This is a genomic window from Paenibacillus sp. SZ31 (assembly GCF_012912005.1).
Classification (GTDB): domain Bacteria; phylum Bacillota; class Bacilli; order Paenibacillales; family Paenibacillaceae; genus Paenibacillus.
Window position 1 is genome coordinate 93527 of the sequence record NZ_JABBEA010000008.1, and the last position, 19191, is coordinate 112717.

Here is a 19191-nt window from a genome sequence, read left to right on the forward strand (position 1 = left end):
AAAGTTTGTTTTTCTCAGATAAGCTTATATGCATAGTTCTGGATAAGATTAAACGATAAGAAAAGAGGTTTTTATTCATGTCCGTTAACACATCGCTCCCAAAGCAAAGGGAGCTGCCTTCCATATCTTCAGAACGCCTTCCGTGGGCTGGGCTACTTGCTTTAGCCATGGCTGGATTTATTTGCATCCTCACTGAAAGCCTACCTGCAGGACTGTTACCGCAAATTGCAAAAGACTTGGGGATCACAGAAGCCCTCACCGGACAGTTGGTGACTCTTTATGCCATTGGATCACTTGCTGCTGCCATTCCTTTAACTGCTGCTACACGTGGATGGAGACGCCGACCTCTACTGCTAGTATGTATTAGCGGCTTTCTTGTCTTTAACACTGTCACCGCCTTATCCTCAGATTATATCCTGACACTTGCTGCTCGTTTCTTGGCCGGGGTCTCCGCGGGTGTGTTATGGGGAATGACAGCAGGTTATGCTCGTCGGATGGTCTCTGATTCGTTAAAAGGTAAAGCCATGGCTGTGGCTATGGTCGGCACACCGGTGGCATTAGCCCTGGGTGTCCCAATCGGTAGTTTTCTCAGTTCTTATATCGGCTGGCGCCTCATCTTCGGGATTGTATCTCTTCTGACCGTAGCTTTAATCGTATGGGTTCTCTGGAAAATGCCGGATTTTGCAGGAGAGCCAGCTGGAGAACGTCTTCCGCTGCATAAGGTATTTTTGATTCCGGGAGTTAGGCCCATTCTGTTTGTTGTTCTGGCCTGGATGCTTGCGCATAATATCCTTTACACTTATATTTCTCCCTATCTTGTCCAGACCGTATTTGCTAACAGAGTAGACTTGATTTTACTCATTTTCGGTATTACTTCCATTGTGGGAATTTGGTTAACCGGAATGCTCATTGACCGATCTTTGAGAAGATTAGTTATCGTCAGCCTGGCAACATTCGCTTTGGCGTCTGTCGTGATGGGAATCGGTATTCATCAACCTATGATTATTATCCTTGGCATCATGATCTGGGGACTTACGTTTGGCGGGGCGGCGACACTGCTGCAAACTGCCATTGCCCAAGCCGCGGGTAAAAGTACAGATGTAGCTCAATCGATGCTGGTTACAGCATGGAATGTGGCGATTGGCGGAGGGGGAATTATTGGCGGCATTCTTCTTGAGGTATTTGGAGCTAGTTACCTTCCCGGATCACTGTTTATCCTGCTGATTCCTGCTCTAATCGTAGCTATGTGTGCTTATAAATATGGATTCCCCAAAGGAAATTAACAGGAAGGCAGTTGTGCATGAGTTGCACATAGGACGAAAGAGGAGTTCACTTGATGTGGACTCCTCTTCTGTTTTTCATTTAAGAGACCACAATCTTATTCTGCCTGTGCCAGTAGATTCGGTCCTTCCATGAGATTTTTATGTGCAATCGGAGAAGACATTGTAATTAAGGTCATGTAAGTACCGTATGGGTCACACTTGTTCTCGAACTCTTCGAGTCCCTGGATCGTGTCTGTAAGGATTTTCAGCAAGTAGTTATACTCCCCACTTATCCGATAACATTCCACGACTTCAGGTGACGCACGGCAAAAATCGAGGAAGGGATAACAATCCCGTGTACGAAAAAGAACATATGCCGTGCTCTGCTTGCCTAATTTGGATGGGGAGATTACCGTACGATATTCCTCGATAACCCCCTTTTCTTCCATTCGTTTGACTCGTTCAGTAACAGCCGGTTGAGATAATCCCACCAGTTTGCCTAGTTCAGTCATGGATAATCTCGCCTGATTCTCCAAGTGAAACAGGATATGCTGATCTATTTCGTCCATCTAATCCACTCCTTTAAATACATAAGATATATTTAACAATTACCTTAAGTATACTCGCTAATTCATTATAACACCTTTAATAATGCATGTAATACAAGATCAATCATTTATATAATAAACACAGTTATCATGTGTAATCAATCACATCTTTTAATGAGAGGAAGATAGAAATGGGAAAAGAACACCTAACAACATTGCATACTTATGTGGATCAGGCCATTGACCGCGCTCTAAGCGAAAAAAGAATCGTAGGAACGGTTGTACAAGTTGCTTTAAGAGGGGAACTGATATACACCCGGGCTGCTGGTTTCGCGGACAGGGAGCAAAAGCGCACCATGTCGGAAAACGCTCTGTTTCGACTTGCTTCGGTAACCAAACCTATTGTATCGACAGCAGCTCTGGCATTGATCTCACAAGGGAAGCTGAGTCTGCATGATCCGGTGACTCGCTGGCTGCCTTCATTCCTGCCCAAACTTGCCAATGGTCAAGAAACCCCAATAACGATTCATCAGTTGATGACGCACACCGCTGGCTTGACATACCGTTTCTTCCAAGAAGATCAAGGAACTTATGAACGTGCTAAGATCTCGAATAGAATGGATTTGTCCGGAATTAGTCTGGAGGAGAATCTCCATAGGCTCGCTTCTGTTCCTCTTCTGTATGAGCCAGGACACATGTGGAGATATTCCATTGCGACGGATGTACTCGGAGTCGTTATTGAAAAGGTAACCGGAATGTCATTAAGAGAAGCTGTTCAAATGCTGGTTACTCATCCACTTCACATGACGGACACTGATTTTGTTGCGGTGGATTCGGATCGGTTGACCGCTGCAAATGCAGATGGTTCTGATGAACCTCGTCTTCTTCATAATCAGTTGGAGCAGGTTCCTTTTATTGAAGGTACTGCCGGTTTCCAGCTTGCCCCCAACCGTGCGAATAATACTTCCGCCTATTCATCAGGCGGAGCCGGTATGGTTGGAAGTACCGGAGATTTTCTGACTTTACTTGAGACATTGCGGCAAGGGGGTAAGCCTATTCTTACGGAAGCTATTGTCGCCGAGATGTCCAAGAATCAAATCGGTGAACTCGTGATGCCGTATTGGCCGGGAAGAGGATTTGGCCTTGGTTTTACAGTACTTAAAGACCCCGTTGCAGCCGGTACACCGGAATCAGCAGGTACGTGGCGAATGGGTGGAACCTATGGTCATTCCTGGTTTGTCGATCCTAAAGAAGAACTTAGTGTTGCAGCATTCACCAATACGGCACTTGAAGGGATGTCGGGTCAGTACACCACCGATATCTGTGATGCCATCTACGCCGGCATTCGTGAAAGCAAATAAGCTGCAAGAATGTGAATACAAATAACCGCCCAATCTCATTGGGCGGCTTTATTTCGCAACGAAGGTAAGACCTACTGTCTGGTACTGCTCAAGTTTCTCTTTTTGAAAAGGTAGATGGCAGCAACCAGGATAAACCACACCGGTGTGACAAACAGTGCTACTCGCGTATCATCAGCCAATGCCAATACCACCAGCACGAATACCAAAAACGCCAGGATCAAGTAGTTGGAGAACGGATATAGTGGCAGTTTGAAGCGACTACGGCTCGCCAGTTCCGGCTGAGTACGACGATATCTGAGATGACAGATCACCATGATGCCCCAGACAAAGATGAAGCACACAGTCGACACGCTCGTGATCAGCGTGAATACGCCCTCTGGCATCACATAGTTCAACACAATCGCGATTAATATAACGATCGTGGAGAAAAACAGTGCGTTGGAAGGAACTTTCCTTTTATTCAGTCGTGCAAATGACTCAGGTGCGTTGTGATCTTTTGCCATGGAGAATATCATACGGCTTGTACTGAAAATGGCACTGTTACATGCTGACGCTGCGGACGTCAGTACCACGAAATTCACAATGCCAGCGGCGGCCGCAATACCTACAGCTGCAAACACCTGTACAAACGGACTTTCCGTAGGCACTATAGCGTTCCACGGGTAGATGCTCATAATAATCAGCAATGCGCCAACATAGAAGAGTAAGACCCGAATCGGGATCTGGTTAATCGCTCTCGGAATAACTTTCTCCGGGTTCTCCGTCTCCCCCGCTGTCAGTCCTACCAATTCCATGCCTACAAAGGCGAACACCACCATCTGGAACGATATGATGAATCCATGCAGTCCATTCGGGAACCATCCCCCATGACTCCACAGATTGGTAAAGCTCGCTGGCCCTTGATCCGTGGTAAAACCTTTGAAGATCATATATAAACCTACAACAATAAGTGCCAGAATGGCCACGACTTTAATTAGAGCAAACCAGAATTCCATCTCACCAAACAGCTTGACTGTCGCCAAGTTCATGATTAGCAAAATGACCAACGCAATTAACCCTGGCATCCACTGAGGTACATTCGGAAACCAAAACTGCGTATACAAACCTACGGCGGTAATGTCAGCCATAGCAATGGAGATCCAACAGAACCAGTAGGTCCACCCTGTAATAAATGCCGCCATATTTCCCAGGTAATCACGCACGAAATCGACAAACGAATGATACTTCAAGTTGCTAAGCAGCAGCTCCCCCAATGCACGCATAATCAGGAACAATACAACCCCCGTAATGATGTAGGCCAGCAAAATGGATGGTCCTGTTAGTTGAATCGTTTTGCCTGCTCCGAGAAACAGCCCCGTACCGATTGCCCCTCCAATTGCCATCAGCTGCACATGCCTGTTTTTTAATCCTCTTGTTAACGTTTCTTCCTGCATGGTAACCCACCACTCTCTTTCTGCACATGCTCTCTACGATGCAAAATATTATTACTCATCATATAATAATCTGCTCAGAATACATATCCCTCATTTATATATTTTTTTGCACAGCAAATAGGCCGCCTTTGTAAAAGGTGACCTATGGATATGTACACGTTTATCATACATACCTAATGAAATATATTAAAATAAAAACCAAGCATAGAACAGCAACGACTAAAGAGGTAATCGCTAATGATCGTTCGTTATTCCAAATTCGAATCGCATTAGCAACATTAATCATGATTAACGCAATATAGTTGATAACACTGGAATACGATTGAAACGAGTTGAAAACAATCATCATACATCCTACGATCCAGATGAACCAAAACCAAAGTGGAATCTTCTGAATAAGCTGCTTCATTATGATGTACTCCTTATATATAAATTGGTCGGTTACAAGTTATTCTTCAACAGGAATGAAAATCCCTTTATTTAGGTTGTAATCCCAAATAATTAATACTATTTAGAACCAATTTTAAGCATCTTCACAGTAAAAAGGGCTCCCTCTAAAGGCGCCCTCTGGTCTGTTCAGCTATTATTTTTGCTTATAAAACTCATGATACAGCTTCATTAACGCACGCTTCTCAATCCGCGATACATAAGAGCGTGAAATGCCCAGTTCCTTGGCAATCTCGCGTTGAGTTCGTTCTTCCCCACCTGCTTCCAGGCCGAATCGACCGATTACAACTTCCTTCTCCCGATCATCCAGGATGTCGAGATTGCGATAAATTTTGCTTTTTTCAATCTTGAGCTGCACTTTATCTACAACGTCGTCGGCTTCCGTTCCGAGGATATCGATTAGCGTAATTTCGTTGCCTTCTTTGTCCGTACCAATGGGGTCATGCAGGGATACGTCTTTACGTGTTTTCTTTAGGGAACGAAGGTGCATAAGTATCTCGTTTTCAATACATCTCGCTGCAAACGTAGCGAGTTTGGTTCCTTTGCCTTGTTGAAAACTTTCGATGGCTTTGATTAAACCAATGGTTCCGATGGAAATCAGATCTTCCTGATCTTCACCCGTATTGTCGAACTTCTTGACGATATGCGCGACGAGGCGCAGATTGTGTTCAATGAGCAAATTGCGGGAGTGGGCATTGCCTTCAGCCATGAGGCGTAAATGTTTGGCTTCATCATCCTCAGCCAGTGGCTGGGGGAACGCATTATTTTTGACATACGAGACGAGTAACGTTAACTCTTTAATGAATAGAGCAATTGCGGTAAACAATCCGGGCACAGATGACACCTCCTGCAGTTTTACAACGATCTGGCCTGAGCACGTGTGGGAACAGGGTCGATCTATTGTATGTAGGCAGGGGCCCAGAAGTGCACGTACACTTGAAAAAGAGGATGAACTTGCGAAGATTTTATACACTCACGGAAACAATCGAGCCCACCTTCTGAAGAAGGAGAAATTCTTTCTCGACACTTTGAATAAAATATGTTTTCTCGCCAAATATGACGACATCATTCTCGGCTAATGGAACATCACTTTTGAAATAAATGAAATTATCCGTTTCCCGAAACGCACCTTTGTAGTAAAACATCCTATCCCTCTCCCACTAATCGATATTAGAAAAAACCTCCACTCCCACATGTTGATGCAGGAGCAAAGGCCTCACATTCCAAATTCTAATTCACCGGCGCTGACTCCACAACGTCCGGGAATTCCGGCAAGCGTTGTTTGCGCTCCATCGCCAAACTGATGAACAACCCCAGCAAGCCTAATCCAGCTATAACTGCTGCATACAAAGGTACGGATATAAGACCCGTGTGGGTAATTGCATACCCGCCCAGATAGGCACCACCTGCATTCCCCAGGTTAAACGCGGAGTGACTAGAGGTTGTCGCCAGCAGCGGCGCTTCGCGGGTCATATTCATGATCCGAATCTGCAATCCTGGCATAATACCAAAGGCCGCAACACCCCAGAAGAATATGGTGATCACCGCGAGATAAGGATTATCCAGCGTAATCGTAAGTGCTGCCAGAAGAACAGCCAGTACCCCAAAGTTGACGATCAACGAAGGCATCAGCTTCCAGTCCGCCAAACGGCCACCAACCATGTTACCCAGCGTAACGCCGAACCCGAACAGTACCAGAATCCAAGTCACATTCTGCTCGGCAAAACCACTGATGTCCACAAGCATTGGGGTGATATACGTGAACACTGTGAATAGACTTCCACACCCCATCGCTCCAACGAGCAGGATCAATAGTACTTGTGGACGCACCAGGTTCCGGAACTGCTGTCCGAGATTAGCAGGTGCACCTTGAGGTAGGATGGGAATAAAACGGATGATACCCATTAACGAAATGATGCCCAGAATTGTAATCGCCCCGAAAGATGACCGCCATCCGAGCTGTTGTCCGATAAATGTACCGAACGGAACACCAATGATGTTAGCGATCGTAAGTCCTGCGAGAACAACGGATACAGCCCCTGCCCTTCTCTCGGGCGCAACAAGTCGCGTTGCCATGATTGAACCTACACCGAGGAACGTACCATGGGCAAATGCCGTTAATATCCGTGCCGAGATTAACAACCCGTAGGTGGGCGCAATGACAGACAATGCGTTACCGATAATGAAAATGCACATCAGCAAGACCAGCAGTTTTTTCTGCGGAATCTTGTGTGTAAATACGGTCAATATCGGCGCACCTACCGCTACACCAAGTGCATATCCCGTAATGAGTTGTCCTGCCTGTGGAATGCTCACATTCAGATCTGTCGCCACATTAGGCAGCAGGCCCATGATAATAAATTCAGTCATACCAATTGCAAAAGCCCCTATAGTCAGGCATAACAGGGATAATGGAAACGCCCCTCGTTTACCGGACTGCGAAGCCTGTGGTTCTATTGTGTGTCCTGTGGTGCTCATAGATGTTCTCTTCTCCTGTCTCTGAATCAACGATTTTCTGTCGCCTTCAACCACAAGGCATCTGTTAATTGGTCAAACGTTTCACGCATGGCCAGCTTGTCCCGCCAGTGTGCCGGAATGCCGCTGAGTCCGTAATAAGCACCCGCGATTTGTCCGTACACCGCACCCGTGGTATCCGCATCATCACCCAGATTAACAGCTAGCAACGCACCTTCCTCAAAACTTGAGGATTTATGGAACGCCCATAATGCTGCTTCAAGTGAACGAACCACATAGCCACTGCCCTTGATTTCGGGCGGTTCTTTGCTCTGATACGAACCCATGACAACCTCTTCAATTGCGGGTGAAAAAGTAAGCTCTTCCCTCCACTGTCGACATGTCTCCGGCATCAGCATGACGTTCTTGTCCGCTCCACGCAGGCCAGCAACAAGTATCGCAGCCAGTACAACACATGCCTCCACACTTTCCGTTGCAGCATGTGTTGTACGGGAGCTCAATGCTGCATAATGAACCGCCTCCTTCGGACGTTTCGCGTAAACCATCGCGATAGGCGCAAGTCTCATAATAGAGCCATTGCCCGCTGTCATCGGGTCCGTTGATCCGCTGTAGGCTTCTCCGGTTATAGCAAACCTCTCCAACGCACTACGTGTGGCCCCGCCAATGTCGAAGCAATCGCCTGTGCTGCTCATATATCCGACTTTGTACCAATTGGTATATCTGCGCATCTGATCTGCCGGATCGAAGTTTTCATTACGTACCAGACTTTCTGCCAGACACAAAGCCATGGATGTGTCATCTGTCCACTGTCCAGCCTCCAGCCCAAATACGCCGCCTCCCACGATATCGGTAACAGGTTCGAACGTGCCTGGACTACTGAATTCCACCGTAGTTCCCAACGCATCACCCGCTGCAAGCCCGATGAAGCAGCCATTGAAACGGTCTTTTTGCAGCATGTTTATGTTCCTCCCTCACTCCATATACTTTCAGAATCTTTATTTCATTTTCCCACAGGGATTCATCAGACGTAAAGCTAATAAATCCAAAACTTAAGCTCCATTTCTTCTATTATAAAAGTGTCGAAAGCTGTTGAACGGTTAGATCATCCAATTTTCATAAAAAATTTTTATTTTATTATGCTGAAAAAACAGTTTATTCAGTACACCGCTTACATGTAAAGGGCTTAACGGTTTGCAATGTCCATCATTTTCAGAAAATACGTCATCCATGTGAAAATTTTCAATGTAAACTATCATGACGCACTTGACCCTTCAGTTTGTCCTATGTTACGGTTTTATTAGCTTCAACGCATATTTTTTCCCAAATTAATATTCATTTTCGATCTTTTGCGTCAAGTAACATCCCGCAGGTTAATGAATATACGGGAATGAATTTGCAGAAAACTTTCATTTCATTCTATCCCCAAACTAATTCTGAAACAGGAGGAACAAATTTATGATTAAGGCACTGGTGTTTGATTTCGACGGAACGATTATTGATACAGAGACAGCGTGGTATATTGCTTTTCGTGATGCTTACAAGGAACACGGCGTGGATCTAACCCTGGAGATGTATTCACAATGCATCGGTACCAGTCTGAAAACATTTAATCCGTATGAGTACCTCATCACAGATTTGAATCTTCCGATCGATCGGGAAGCGTTCAGGGAGTCTGTTCAGCTACAGCACGCTGCATTGATGAACAAAGAGGTGGTTCGTCCGGGTATTCAGAATTACCTTGATGAAGCACGCAAAGCCGGACTAAAACTAGCTGTAGCATCCAGCTCCAAACGGGAGTGGGTTGAACAGCATCTAGAACAACTAAAACTGAAAGATTATTTTGAAGTCATCCGTACCGCAGATGATGTTGCGAATGTGAAGCCTGATCCGGAACTCTACAATCAAGCGCTTGAAGCCCTTGGAGTAACTGCAGACGAAGCCGTAGCGATTGAGGATTCACCTAACGGCGCGCGTGCAGCTGCTGCGGCTGGTATGCACTGCGTAGTCATCTCGAATACCATCACAGGAACACTGGAATTCGATATGCCTCACCAACGGCTGTCTTGCTTGACCGACCTTGCATTTAACGATTTGATTTCGAAGCCACTCGTCACTACCGTCTAAGGTCTGCACGAATTTCGCGATTTAATCTTTAAAGGGGGAGTTCACACATGAAAGCTGTACATTTTGGTGCGGGCAATATAGGCCGCGGTTTTATCGGTCATATGTTGTCCGCTTCCGACTACGAAGTCTGCTTTGTCGCACGTAACCCAAAGAAAATCTCCATGCTGCAAGAGAGACAGGAATATCCGATTACCCTGGCTAATAGGGATCAGGACACAACGATTGTCAACAACGTGACCGCTATCAATGTGAGTGAAGAGGATCGTGTTGCTGAAGAAATCGCTTCAGCCGATCTGATCACAACCGCCGTGGGTGTATCTGCACTCGGAGATATCGCCGAGCCGATCGCCAAAGGCATTCAACTTCGCATGAAAAACAATAATCAGGCTCCACTGCATATTATCGCTTGCGAGAACGCCATCGGTGGCAGCACTCGACTGAAGAAACGCATCTATCCATTCCTGGATGAACCAACCCGTAAAAAAGCCGAACGTTATGTTTCTTTCCCCAATGCAGCTGTGGACCGGATTGTTCCGGCTCAAAACCACAAGGACCCGCTGCAGGTCACTGTTGAACCTTTTTACGAATGGGTCGTTCATCGTCCAGCACTTCTGGATGGTTTTAAGAAAATAGATGGCGTCCACTATGTGGATTCGCTTGAACCTTATATTGAACGTAAAATGTTTACGGTAAATACAGGTCACTGTGTCGCCGCATACTTCGGCTATCTCGAAGGATTCAAAACAATCCGCCAGGTGATGAGTAATTCCACCCTGCGGGCCAAAGTGCGCCATGTTATGGAAGAGACCGGTCAGATGCTCATCCAGAAGCATGGATTCAACGCTCAGAAGCATAACAAATATATCGACACCATACTGGAACGCTTCGCCAATCCTAACCTGACGGATCAAGTCACCCGGGTCGGACGTTCCCCCCTTCGCAAGCTTTCGCCTCATGATCGGCTTGTTCGCCCAGCGATGCAGGCCATTGAATTCGGAATTGAAATTCCTCATTTAACTTCTGCTATGGCGGCCGCAATGCTGTTCAATGACGAACGCGACGAGGAAGCCATGAAGCTACAACACATGATTCGCGAAGATGGTGTCTCCGCCTTCATTCGTGAACGCATGGGAATTCCCGACGAACATCCCGTTCATCAGAATGTGATCGCGCGCTATCAAGAACTCAGAGGGCGCAAGGAATCGACTATACTGACCTGATTATACCTATTAGGGTTATTGGTTCGATCCCGCAAACTGAATAGAAGCACGGCTAAGAAGCCGGGAAGAACCTATGCATCAGCATCGTTCCTTCCGGCTCTTTGTCTTTGCACAGCACGGTACATTCTATAATATAGTAGCATCAACAAAACAGCGTATCTCCTCTCTCAAGGAAACACGCTGTTTAATGGGATTATTTTAGCTTACTTCATCGTTTGGCTTAACCGTGTAGCTCGTTCATTTTCTACTCATTCATGATGGAATTAAGGGATGCATATGCCATCGGCAGGAAACCTTCAGAAGGTTCACCAATAGGTGCATGAATGTGGAAAACGAAACCATTGCCGTCCAGTTCTTTGACAATAAAGTACTCTGTTTTCTTATCATTCTGGGACATCATGTACAGTTGTGCATCCTTCATCGGCCCATTGCTGAGTTGTTCAGCCGTTAATTGCTTCACTTCTCCGGTCTCGGACAACTCTTCCTTCGCATCCATCTTCAGCACATCCAGATTGAAATCTGCAGGCAACTTCTCAATCTCTACCTCATAATCCGGATCAATCTTCATTGTTAATTCATGGTCTTCCGCGTCAAAAGCCATCGGTTCAAACACATAAAGTGAATAGCCTTTCGCTTGTGCAAGTGTCACTGGGCGCTTCTCCGTCATTCCTTCTACCGTCACTTCCAGCTCTGACGTCTTCGGACGATCGGACGTTACAGTACCGCCTGCATTGGAACCGTTATTATCATCACCTGATTCAATTTTTGCAATCTCCGTGAGTACCAGCTGTTTCGTTGTTGCATCAATGGTTTTCTCTACATATTTGAAACGAACGGAATCTTCGTCATCGATATCATCCAGTGATTTCTGCAGATTTTCGCCCACCTGGAAAGACATCGGTTCTTCATTCACTCGAATCTCGACGGTGTGCGGATCAGCCCATCCAGTCAGAATACCTTCGGCTTCTATTGCAGCACTTTCATTCGGCTGTTGCTCCGGTGCTGGTGACTGTTCTTCCGTATTATTCACTGGTGGCTGTGCAGCAGGACTGCTGTTCCCACAGGCCACAAGCGAGAATCCCATAAGTAAAACCAGTAGTGATGTACTGACTTTCATAGTATTTCCTTTTCGCATATGAACACCTCCGTTAGCTTATACGCAATGATGCTTGTCCATGTTGCTTCTCATCCATTGGCTTGGCTGTATACTAGTACTTACACGGGAGACAGGCGGCTCAATCATGCAAAATGTCTGAATGGCTGCTCAGATCCGCTGCTTAGCTGGCCTGATCCATCTGTACCAGTTTCGCATTGGCTCCGTTAAATGCTTTGGTCTGTATGTTGAATTGCTTACGGAATTCAGCAAGCTGCGCATATTCGCTATTCCGTACCCGAATGGCTCGCTTGATCTTCACCAGATTAGGTTCCACACTTTCTCTCATCAGGCCATATAACTGTTCATCGGCATTCAGACTCTGCTGATACGAAGCTACGAAATTTTCAAATGCACGTGCTCTTGCTTCATATTGATCCAACACCTTCTCAGCCTGGGCCAACGTTTCTTCATTTTCAAACGATAGTTCCTTAAGGGAGCTGCGCAGGGCCAACGTCTTCTCATTGGTCTGTTTCATGGCCTCTTCCGCCTGCTGCAACAACGTTCTTCGTTCATGAATATGCTCTGCTGCCTGATCCAGAAGTGCTTCGAGATCACTGTTTTTGTTCTTGCCTTTATCTAAAATAGTCTTGTATAATTTCATGTCTTCCTGCTCATGACCGGTCAGTGCCTTCAAACTCTGGTCAATCCCCTGACCGCTGAGCACCAATTGATTCACCTGATTTGCCGCAGGCTCCTGCGGCTCTCCACAACCACTTGCCAGCAGCATTAGCAATACGCTGACTGCCGCAAGCGCCATTTTTTTACTCGTTAGCACCCAAGTCCTTCCTCTCTTGCATCATCTTGTTGTTATGTTACAAGCGGCTATCTCCGCTAAAATTGGCTACCCAGTGTGCATTCGGATCGTATACTTGGAACTCGTAGCCCCGATCTTCCAGCAGTTTCAGAATACGTGGCAAAGCCTGCACCGTCTGCTCGCGCTCATGCATCAGAATTACTTCCTTGTCCCGATGTACACTTTTGCTCACGCGAGCCACAATCTTATCCGGCTGACCGGGAAGATTCCAATCGAGTGAATCTGTCGTCCAATCCCACATTTTGAACCCCGCTGCCGCAATGTCACCTCTGAACGTTTCACCGATCTGTGGGCTGCTGCCGTAAGGTGCACGAATCAGATGAGGTGTAAAACCAATCAGGTCCTGCACCATCTTCTGCTCTTTCTTAAACTCTTTCACAAAGTTTGCAGAACTGCCGCTCTTATACAGCTTTTTATAGTTATGCGTCATACTGTGGAGTCCAGGATAACTACCTTCCTTCAGCAACCGTTTCACTGCATCAGGATGCTGATTCAACTGACGTCCGATCATGAAAAAGGTAGCCTTCGCCTCATGCTGCTTCAAAATATCCAGCAGTTGTTCTGTATATTCAGTTGGCCCATCATCAAACGTTATGTATGCCAATTTGCGAACCTGACCCTGGAACCGTGCCGGCTCCTCCTTCGCATCCGGAGTAACTTGTATCATGCCGAGCTTGGCGGGCTGTTCGATTACAGTAATCGGAGGCGGCGCCACAACGCTTTTGATCCAATGCGTCATTCCAAGGAATACATATGTAATACCGGTAACGAATAGTACCAGGAGCATTAGAGCTATGCTAATCCTTCCATACCGGATTTTTCTTCGTTTATGTGTTTTCGTGCGACTTGTGCTAGGCGGAATACTGCCACGTTCTCCCGCTCTCTCTTGTTGGACTCTCACTGTCATGCCACTTCCTTACTTTCATTTTTTCCCGATTATTGGTATATTATCTCGTTTCATGTCTCTATATAGAAGATTAATAGAAAAATGGATCGGGAGAATGACAGAATAGTTACAAGCCCGGTTACAATCTACTTATCTCTTCGTTCTCTTTATCTTTCCTGCGGTTACCTTCTCCTGTATAATGAAGTGATTTACGCCATCAGACTTCAAGAAGGAGCTACACCCATGACAAGCTTGAACCGTGCCGGCAGATCCATCTATCTGCTATTCTTTGTCGGCATTATCGCCATTTCTTTTTCTTCGATCTTTGTACGCTGGTCTACCGCAGATGTTGCGGTCATTGCCATGTACCGTCTATTTTTGACCAATCTGCTGATGTTGCCTTTTGTCTGGAAATACAGACATGAGATGATGCGGCTGAGCTTACGGCAGTGGGGCTTACTGCTTGCATCCGGTGTGATGCTGGCCCTTCATTTTCTGCTCTGGATGGGTTCGCTACGGCTCACCAGTGTTGCCAGTTCCACAGTTATTCTCGCGCTGGAGCCTATACTGATTCTTGCCGGTTCGGTATGGCTGTTCAAAGCCAAAATCAACCGCATGATGATCATCGGCATGGGCATCGCCCTGCTTGGATCAATCGTCATTGGTGCAGGTGATTTCCAGTTAGCAGGTACTGCCCTGCAAGGTGATGTCCTGTCTTTGCTTGGCACAATCGCAGTCGCCGTTCATATGCTGCTGGGTCAATTTTTGCGAGCAGGACTTAGTGCATTTTCGTATAACTTCTGGGTGTTCTTCGTGGCTGCTTGCACGCTGGCGGTATATAATCTGATTATGGGCCATCCGTTCGGGGGTTACGCTGCTTCGGAGTGGGGAATCTTCCTGCTGCTCGCCATTGTGCCAACGATCTTCGGACACTACCTTTTCAACTGGCTGCTTCAATATATGAATGCCACGACGGTATCCATGGGCGTACTTGGGGAACCTGTATTTTCTTCTTTGCTGGCCTGGATGCTGCTCGGCGAATCCCTCAGTGCATTACAGATGTCTGCCGGGGTCGTCATCATATTAGGGGTATGGATCTTCATTCGATATGGCAAAACCAAACCTCAACCCATTCCTGCTGATGCTCCTATCGCCGGCAAAGGGCCTGTTGAACCTACAGTGGTGTAACTTGCGTTTGTATTAGGATTTTTGTAAAAAACAACTGGGACCTGCACCACGCAGATTCCGGTTGAATCCATCCCACTACATATAAGGCGGTGTATTTTCATGAAAAATATTGTATCCATGCGCTGGCTGCTCGCCAGAATGTATGAACCGGATGTCGTCATTGCCGATTGCCGATTCTTGCTCGGTCAGCCGGAGGCTGGAAGACAAGCTTATGAAGCTGGACATATTCCAGGGGCTGTCTATCTCGATTTGGAAAAAGATCTGTCCTCTCCTGTGTCTGCGCACGGAGGACGTCACCCGCTTCCTGATCCGGCTGAACTGGCTAATCGCCTTGCCAAAGCAGGGATTGGCTCCAATGCACGCATTATTGCTTATGACGATCAAGGCGGGATGAATGCTTCACGGTTATGGTGGCTGCTTCGCTACATCGGTCATGAACAGGTGTATATCATGGACGAAGGTTTCTCCGCTTGGAAAAACGCCAAGTTCCCGGTGACCACGGATGTGCCAGTTCAGATCCCGTCTTCCTTTGATGTGAATGTGCAGCCAGCTATGCTGGCAAGTGCCCAAGATGTTCAGCAGGCTTCGGCAAGTGGCAGCTCCGTGTTAATCGACTCCCGTGATGCTCGCCGCTATGCGGGTCTGGAGGAACCCATTGATGCCAAGGCCGGACATATTCCGGGTGCGATGAATTATTTTTGGAAAGATGTGTTGGACTGGGATGGACGTTGGACAGTTACTGAGGTGTTAGAAGAGCGTTTCCGTAAGCTGGACAAGGATGGTGCAATTATCGTGTATTGCGGCTCCGGCGTCTCGGCATGTCCAAACGTGATTGCGCTGGAAGAAGCGGGATTCTCCAATGTGAAGTTGTATTCCGGAAGTTGGTCGGATTGGATCAGTTATGAGGAGAATCCGGTGGCTACAGGTAATTCGGAAGCGGACAAAGACGTATAGCAGCATATCGATTTGAATTCATCGCCAGGTGGCTTATCTGCCCCGGCGATGTATTTTTCTTTGTTCGGAGTCAACATCAAGTCAACAACACAACCCAGTAAGTATTTACAAACACACAGAAGTAGAGATAAAGTGGCAGTTTTTTTAATTCATGATAACAAAAAAACCGTGATGAACATCTGTCCACCACGGTTGAATAATGAAATCTATTATTGCTTTTTACTTAACGATACATTTGCTGTTAACGTCTTATCGATCGTTGTCCAGTTTACATAAGCACCTAGTATTTCATTAATAACAGAAACCGGAACTACGGTTTCGCCATTTAAAAGCTTAGGTACGTTACTATTGAACACTAGTTTATCGTTAATTGAATACACATCTGAACCAATTTGCGCACTTATATTTTTCGTGCCTAATTTGATTTGAGTTGTACGCGTCTTATGATCCCATACTACTGTACCGCCCAATAGCTCCGAAATTGTTCGAATCGGTACGTAGAACTCATCGTTATGAACAACCGGTTTGATTGTCGTACCACCTACGTTCATGGCAACGTCAACATATTCAAGGAAATCGGTCTTTCGAATGAGTCCATGAACGCCTTTCGTTCGGTCCACGACCTGAGATACTTCGTAATCCGTTGCGGCCGATAGGTACGCATAAGCTACACTTCTATCCATATCAAGCTTATCAGATAAGAATTGAATCGATTCACGTACTGATTCTTTCATTGCTTCATCCAAATCAGGGTCCAGTCCAATTGGAATCCAATAATCCTCTGTTTCAGCAAAGGGTTGCGTGAATTCTCCACGATGGGGCAGTGATGGATCACCTTTCTTTAACACCGTTAACCGAACTGTCCCCCTTAAGGAAGCTTCCAATGCAGTTAACGCTACTTCTCCATCTCCTTGAGCAAAGTGCGGATCTCCAGTATAGAATAGCCCGCCTTTAACTTGAATCGGATAATAAATAGTTGCACCAACACCCAACTCATTAATATCCATATTCCCTCCTGTTTCAATAGGTGGGATAGAACTCACAACTTCGCTGGTATTTGGCGCAACCCCCATAACACCTAGAAACGGGTTAATTGGGAAACGTACATTTTTGCCAGCTTTTGTTGGTAATACCCCATACCAATTGCCGTTGATTTCTTCAATAGGCGTAAATATAGATACATTATTATATAATTCCGGTTTTGTTGCGCTAGCCCCCTCTTGCGGGCCTGCATTTTCTGGAAATTCGTCAGGAAGAGCCCCTTTACCATGGCGGTTAGAAATGACACCATATGGAACTCGAGTTTGCAACGAAAGCACTTCTACTTTAAGAACATCTCCTGGCTCCGCTCCCTCAACCGCTACTGGCCCAGTGATAATATGAGGTCCGTCTTCTACATAATCATGCTTAATGCCAGAAGCCGCAATGACCTTCGCATCATCCAACACTCCATCGGGTGAGATACCGAATTTGCCGAAGTACTCCACTGGATTTCTCCCTTGATCCTCGATCAGTCCCTCATGCGATACCGTATCAAATGTTACAGCACTTCCTGAGGGTACAGTAAGAATCGGAGAGCTGTCTCGATTAGGCAGTGATCCCCAGCGAATGTTCTCAATCGCAGACGTTACATAATAATCACCTTCCACCTTATCGATGGTTGTTGGTTGCAGCGGCATACTAGAGCCCACTGAAGGTAGAGCACATGTAATCATACCTATAATCCCTAGTGAAACCCCAAATTTCCTAATGGTTCGGTTAATAAACATTACATCCCCTCCACTACATATGTAATATTAACTAACACTTAAATACACACTAACATATAAATATATTTACAACAATGTTTTTTTGTTAATAAAAACAACATTTTAAAGCTATATATCAAGAAAAATTTATAAATCTAAATTATATGTCAACACACTTAACATATTCAATATATGTAAAATTTAAATATATCTAGTAAACTTGAGGGTTCTCCTTCAGAGATTTGAACAAACGAAATTAAGTTTCAGGGAAATTATGTATGTATTTCATGTATCTGATCCGCCGCAAGAATACTACTACACTCCGGTTCAGGCATAATCACCTGTCCGCACGTGATTGCGCTGGAAGAAGCGGGATATACGAATGTGAAGTTGTATTCCGGAAGTTTGAGTTACTGGATTAGTTATGTATGAGGAGAACCCGGTGGCTACAGGGGAAAAATAAAATAAGTGTAGGAAAGTACAAAAAGCCCACGCTCACCGTGGGCTTTCACTAATGTCTAAAATCTCTTCTTCAATAGTCTATCTGTTTTTTCATGGATCAGGGCTAATTATTATTTTTTCACTTTCCCATCAAATCCAACCTTATACACGGTATCTTTCTTAAAAGATAGGACTGCAAAACCACCCTCTACTTTCCCCAAAAACTGATCATTAGTATCCATAGAAAACAACTTGTTCGTTTTACCAGTATAGCGACTATAAACATGTATATCTGTCTTAAAATTGCCTACGTCGTCTTCGGCCTTAAAAGTTGTATAATAGAACTTATTATCGACATATGCTACAGGGTCAAGAGTATACTCCTTCGAGACAAATGTTGTCTTTCTAGTTCCGTTCGGATCTACAAAGACACCTATATAACTGTCATTATAGCGTCCTTCCACCACCTCCGAAAAAAACAAAACATCGCCATAAAATTCGTATGCCGAAACACCTTTTGAGGATATGACCTTAGCTCTTGTACCATCTTTCTTCATACGATACAATTTGTCATTATCATAGTTTTTATAGTATATATACCCTTTATTAATCGTGATAAATTTATCAATTCCCATATCGTTAAAAGGAGGTTTAGACATAACAATCTTTTCCTTTGTGCCATCTGTCCTCATTGAGCCAAAAGACAAAGGGGTTTGAAAATCCTCGTCGCCTTTTCTCCTTTTCAAAAAGTAAATCGTATCTCCTACAACATCAATACTTGAAAAATCTGGATCTTGGCTTATATAAGTAAACGCTGAACCATCTTTTTTAATTTTAGCGATCTGAAAAAACCACTCATCTGTCCCGTCCGATACCAAGAAATATATCCACTCTCCAGCCATTTGTGAATCTCGAACATACTTAGGATAAATAGACTTTGTTGTGCTTTTGTTATCTGTGAATGTCGTAACGTTAATTCCAAAGAATCTGCTAAACTCATTTTCACTATCCCAAACTAGAGAATCTTCAGAAGCTCCCGTCCCATATGCAGGTACTACTCCAAACAACATAACCACACTTAACAACGCTATTATATACTTTTTTCTCATCTAACTCTCCTTAAAATATGTATTT

The 19191-nt window shown here is 45.3% G+C and carries 17 protein-coding genes and 1 pseudogene; 7 read left to right on the plus strand and 11 right to left on the minus strand.

Annotated elements, in window-relative coordinates; genetic code table 11:
• Nucleotides 1-77 precede the first annotated feature (77 nt).
• On the plus strand, nucleotides 78-1283 hold the full coding sequence (locus tag HF638_RS16840) for an MFS transporter (RefSeq protein WP_169481231.1): 1206 nt from the start codon (nucleotides 78-80) through the stop codon (nucleotides 1281-1283).
• A gap of 95 nt (nucleotides 1284-1378) precedes the next feature.
• On the opposite strand, the gene HF638_RS16845 is transcribed toward HF638_RS16840, so the two are convergent.
• Nucleotides 1379-1831 (minus strand): Lrp/AsnC family transcriptional regulator, encoded by a 453-nt coding sequence (locus tag HF638_RS16845; RefSeq protein WP_133385636.1) that lies wholly within the window; start codon nucleotides 1829-1831, stop codon nucleotides 1379-1381.
• 170 nt (nucleotides 1832-2001) lie between these two features.
• On the opposite strand from HF638_RS16845, the gene HF638_RS16850 reads away from it, so the two are divergent.
• Nucleotides 2002-3171 (plus strand): serine hydrolase domain-containing protein, encoded by a 1170-nt coding sequence (locus HF638_RS16850; protein ID WP_169481232.1) that lies wholly within the window; start codon nucleotides 2002-2004, stop codon nucleotides 3169-3171.
• Nucleotides 3172-3242: 71 nt separating this feature from the next.
• Here HF638_RS16850 and HF638_RS16855 read toward each other — a convergent pair whose 3' ends face one another.
• The 5 genes from HF638_RS16855 to HF638_RS16875 form a co-directional block, all read right to left on the minus strand.
• Nucleotides 3243-4604, minus strand: a complete 1362-nt coding sequence (locus HF638_RS16855; RefSeq protein ID WP_169481233.1) for an amino acid permease — start codon at nucleotides 4602-4604, stop codon at nucleotides 3243-3245.
• 583 nt (nucleotides 4605-5187) lie between these two features.
• Nucleotides 5188-5886 carry an RNA polymerase sporulation sigma factor SigK gene (gene sigK, locus HF638_RS16860; protein ID WP_062329827.1) on the minus strand — a complete coding sequence of 233 codons (699 nt, stop codon included), beginning with the start codon at nucleotides 5884-5886 and terminating at the stop codon, nucleotides 5188-5190.
• 130 nt (nucleotides 5887-6016) lie between these two features.
• On the minus strand, nucleotides 6017-6196 hold the full coding sequence (locus tag HF638_RS16865) for a hypothetical protein (protein WP_169481234.1): 180 nt from the start codon (nucleotides 6194-6196) through the stop codon (nucleotides 6017-6019).
• Between the two features lie 85 nt (nucleotides 6197-6281).
• Complete coding sequence (locus HF638_RS16870; RefSeq protein ID WP_169481235.1) at nucleotides 6282-7529, minus strand: MFS transporter; 1248 nt, start codon at nucleotides 7527-7529, stop codon at nucleotides 6282-6284.
• Nucleotides 7530-7555: 26 nt separating this feature from the next.
• Nucleotides 7556-8482, minus strand: coding sequence for an ADP-ribosylglycohydrolase family protein (locus HF638_RS16875; RefSeq protein ID WP_169481236.1), 927 nt, complete (start codon nucleotides 8480-8482; stop codon nucleotides 7556-7558).
• Nucleotides 8483-8981: 499 nt separating this feature from the next.
• Here HF638_RS16875 and HF638_RS16880 point away from each other — a divergent pair, with 499 nt between their 5' ends.
• Nucleotides 8982-9650, plus strand: a complete 669-nt coding sequence (locus HF638_RS16880; protein WP_169481237.1) for an HAD family hydrolase — start codon at nucleotides 8982-8984, stop codon at nucleotides 9648-9650.
• A 47-nt stretch (nucleotides 9651-9697) separates the two neighbouring features.
• On the plus strand, nucleotides 9698-10870 hold the full coding sequence (locus HF638_RS16885) for a mannitol-1-phosphate 5-dehydrogenase (RefSeq protein WP_169481238.1): 1173 nt from the start codon (nucleotides 9698-9700) through the stop codon (nucleotides 10868-10870).
• Nucleotides 10871-11114: 244 nt separating this feature from the next.
• Here the strand turns inward: HF638_RS16885 and HF638_RS16890 are convergent, their stop codons facing one another.
• The 3 genes from HF638_RS16890 to HF638_RS16900 all read right to left on the minus strand — a co-directional run bounded on the left by HF638_RS16890 (nucleotide 11115) and on the right by HF638_RS16900 (nucleotide 13747).
• Complete coding sequence (locus HF638_RS16890) at nucleotides 11115-12005, minus strand: hypothetical protein (RefSeq protein ID WP_169481239.1); 891 nt, start codon at nucleotides 12003-12005, stop codon at nucleotides 11115-11117.
• A 142-nt stretch (nucleotides 12006-12147) separates the two neighbouring features.
• Complete coding sequence (locus tag HF638_RS16895) at nucleotides 12148-12801, minus strand: YkyA family protein (protein WP_169481240.1); 654 nt, start codon at nucleotides 12799-12801, stop codon at nucleotides 12148-12150.
• Between the two features lie 37 nt (nucleotides 12802-12838).
• Complete coding sequence (locus HF638_RS16900) at nucleotides 12839-13747, minus strand: polysaccharide deacetylase family protein (RefSeq protein ID WP_248278180.1); 909 nt, start codon at nucleotides 13745-13747, stop codon at nucleotides 12839-12841.
• A gap of 222 nt (nucleotides 13748-13969) precedes the next feature.
• Between HF638_RS16900 and HF638_RS16905 the strand changes: the two genes are divergently transcribed.
• Nucleotides 13970-14914 carry a DMT family transporter gene (locus tag HF638_RS16905; RefSeq protein WP_169481241.1) on the plus strand — a complete coding sequence of 315 codons (945 nt, stop codon included), beginning with the start codon at nucleotides 13970-13972 and terminating at the stop codon, nucleotides 14912-14914.
• A gap of 99 nt (nucleotides 14915-15013) precedes the next feature.
• The gene (locus HF638_RS16910) at nucleotides 15014-15868 is read left to right on the plus strand and encodes a sulfurtransferase (protein WP_169481242.1); all 855 of its coding nucleotides are present in this window, start codon (nucleotides 15014-15016) and stop codon (nucleotides 15866-15868) included.
• Between the two features lie 209 nt (nucleotides 15869-16077).
• Here the strand turns inward: HF638_RS16910 and HF638_RS16915 are convergent, their stop codons facing one another.
• Entirely contained in the window at nucleotides 16078-17637 is a 1560-nt protein-coding gene (locus tag HF638_RS16915) for an acetamidase/formamidase family protein (RefSeq protein ID WP_169481243.1), read from the minus strand.
• Nucleotides 17638-17934: 297 nt separating this feature from the next.
• On the opposite strand from HF638_RS16915, the pseudogene HF638_RS28625 reads away from it, so the two are divergent.
• Nucleotides 17935-18079: pseudogene (locus HF638_RS28625) on the plus strand (sulfurtransferase); the annotation flags it as partial.
• 109 nt (nucleotides 18080-18188) lie between these two features.
• On the opposite strand, the gene HF638_RS16920 reads toward HF638_RS28625, so the two are convergent.
• Complete coding sequence (locus HF638_RS16920) at nucleotides 18189-19166, minus strand: DUF5050 domain-containing protein (protein WP_169481244.1); 978 nt, start codon at nucleotides 19164-19166, stop codon at nucleotides 18189-18191.
• Between the last annotated feature and the right edge of the window lie 25 nt (nucleotides 19167-19191).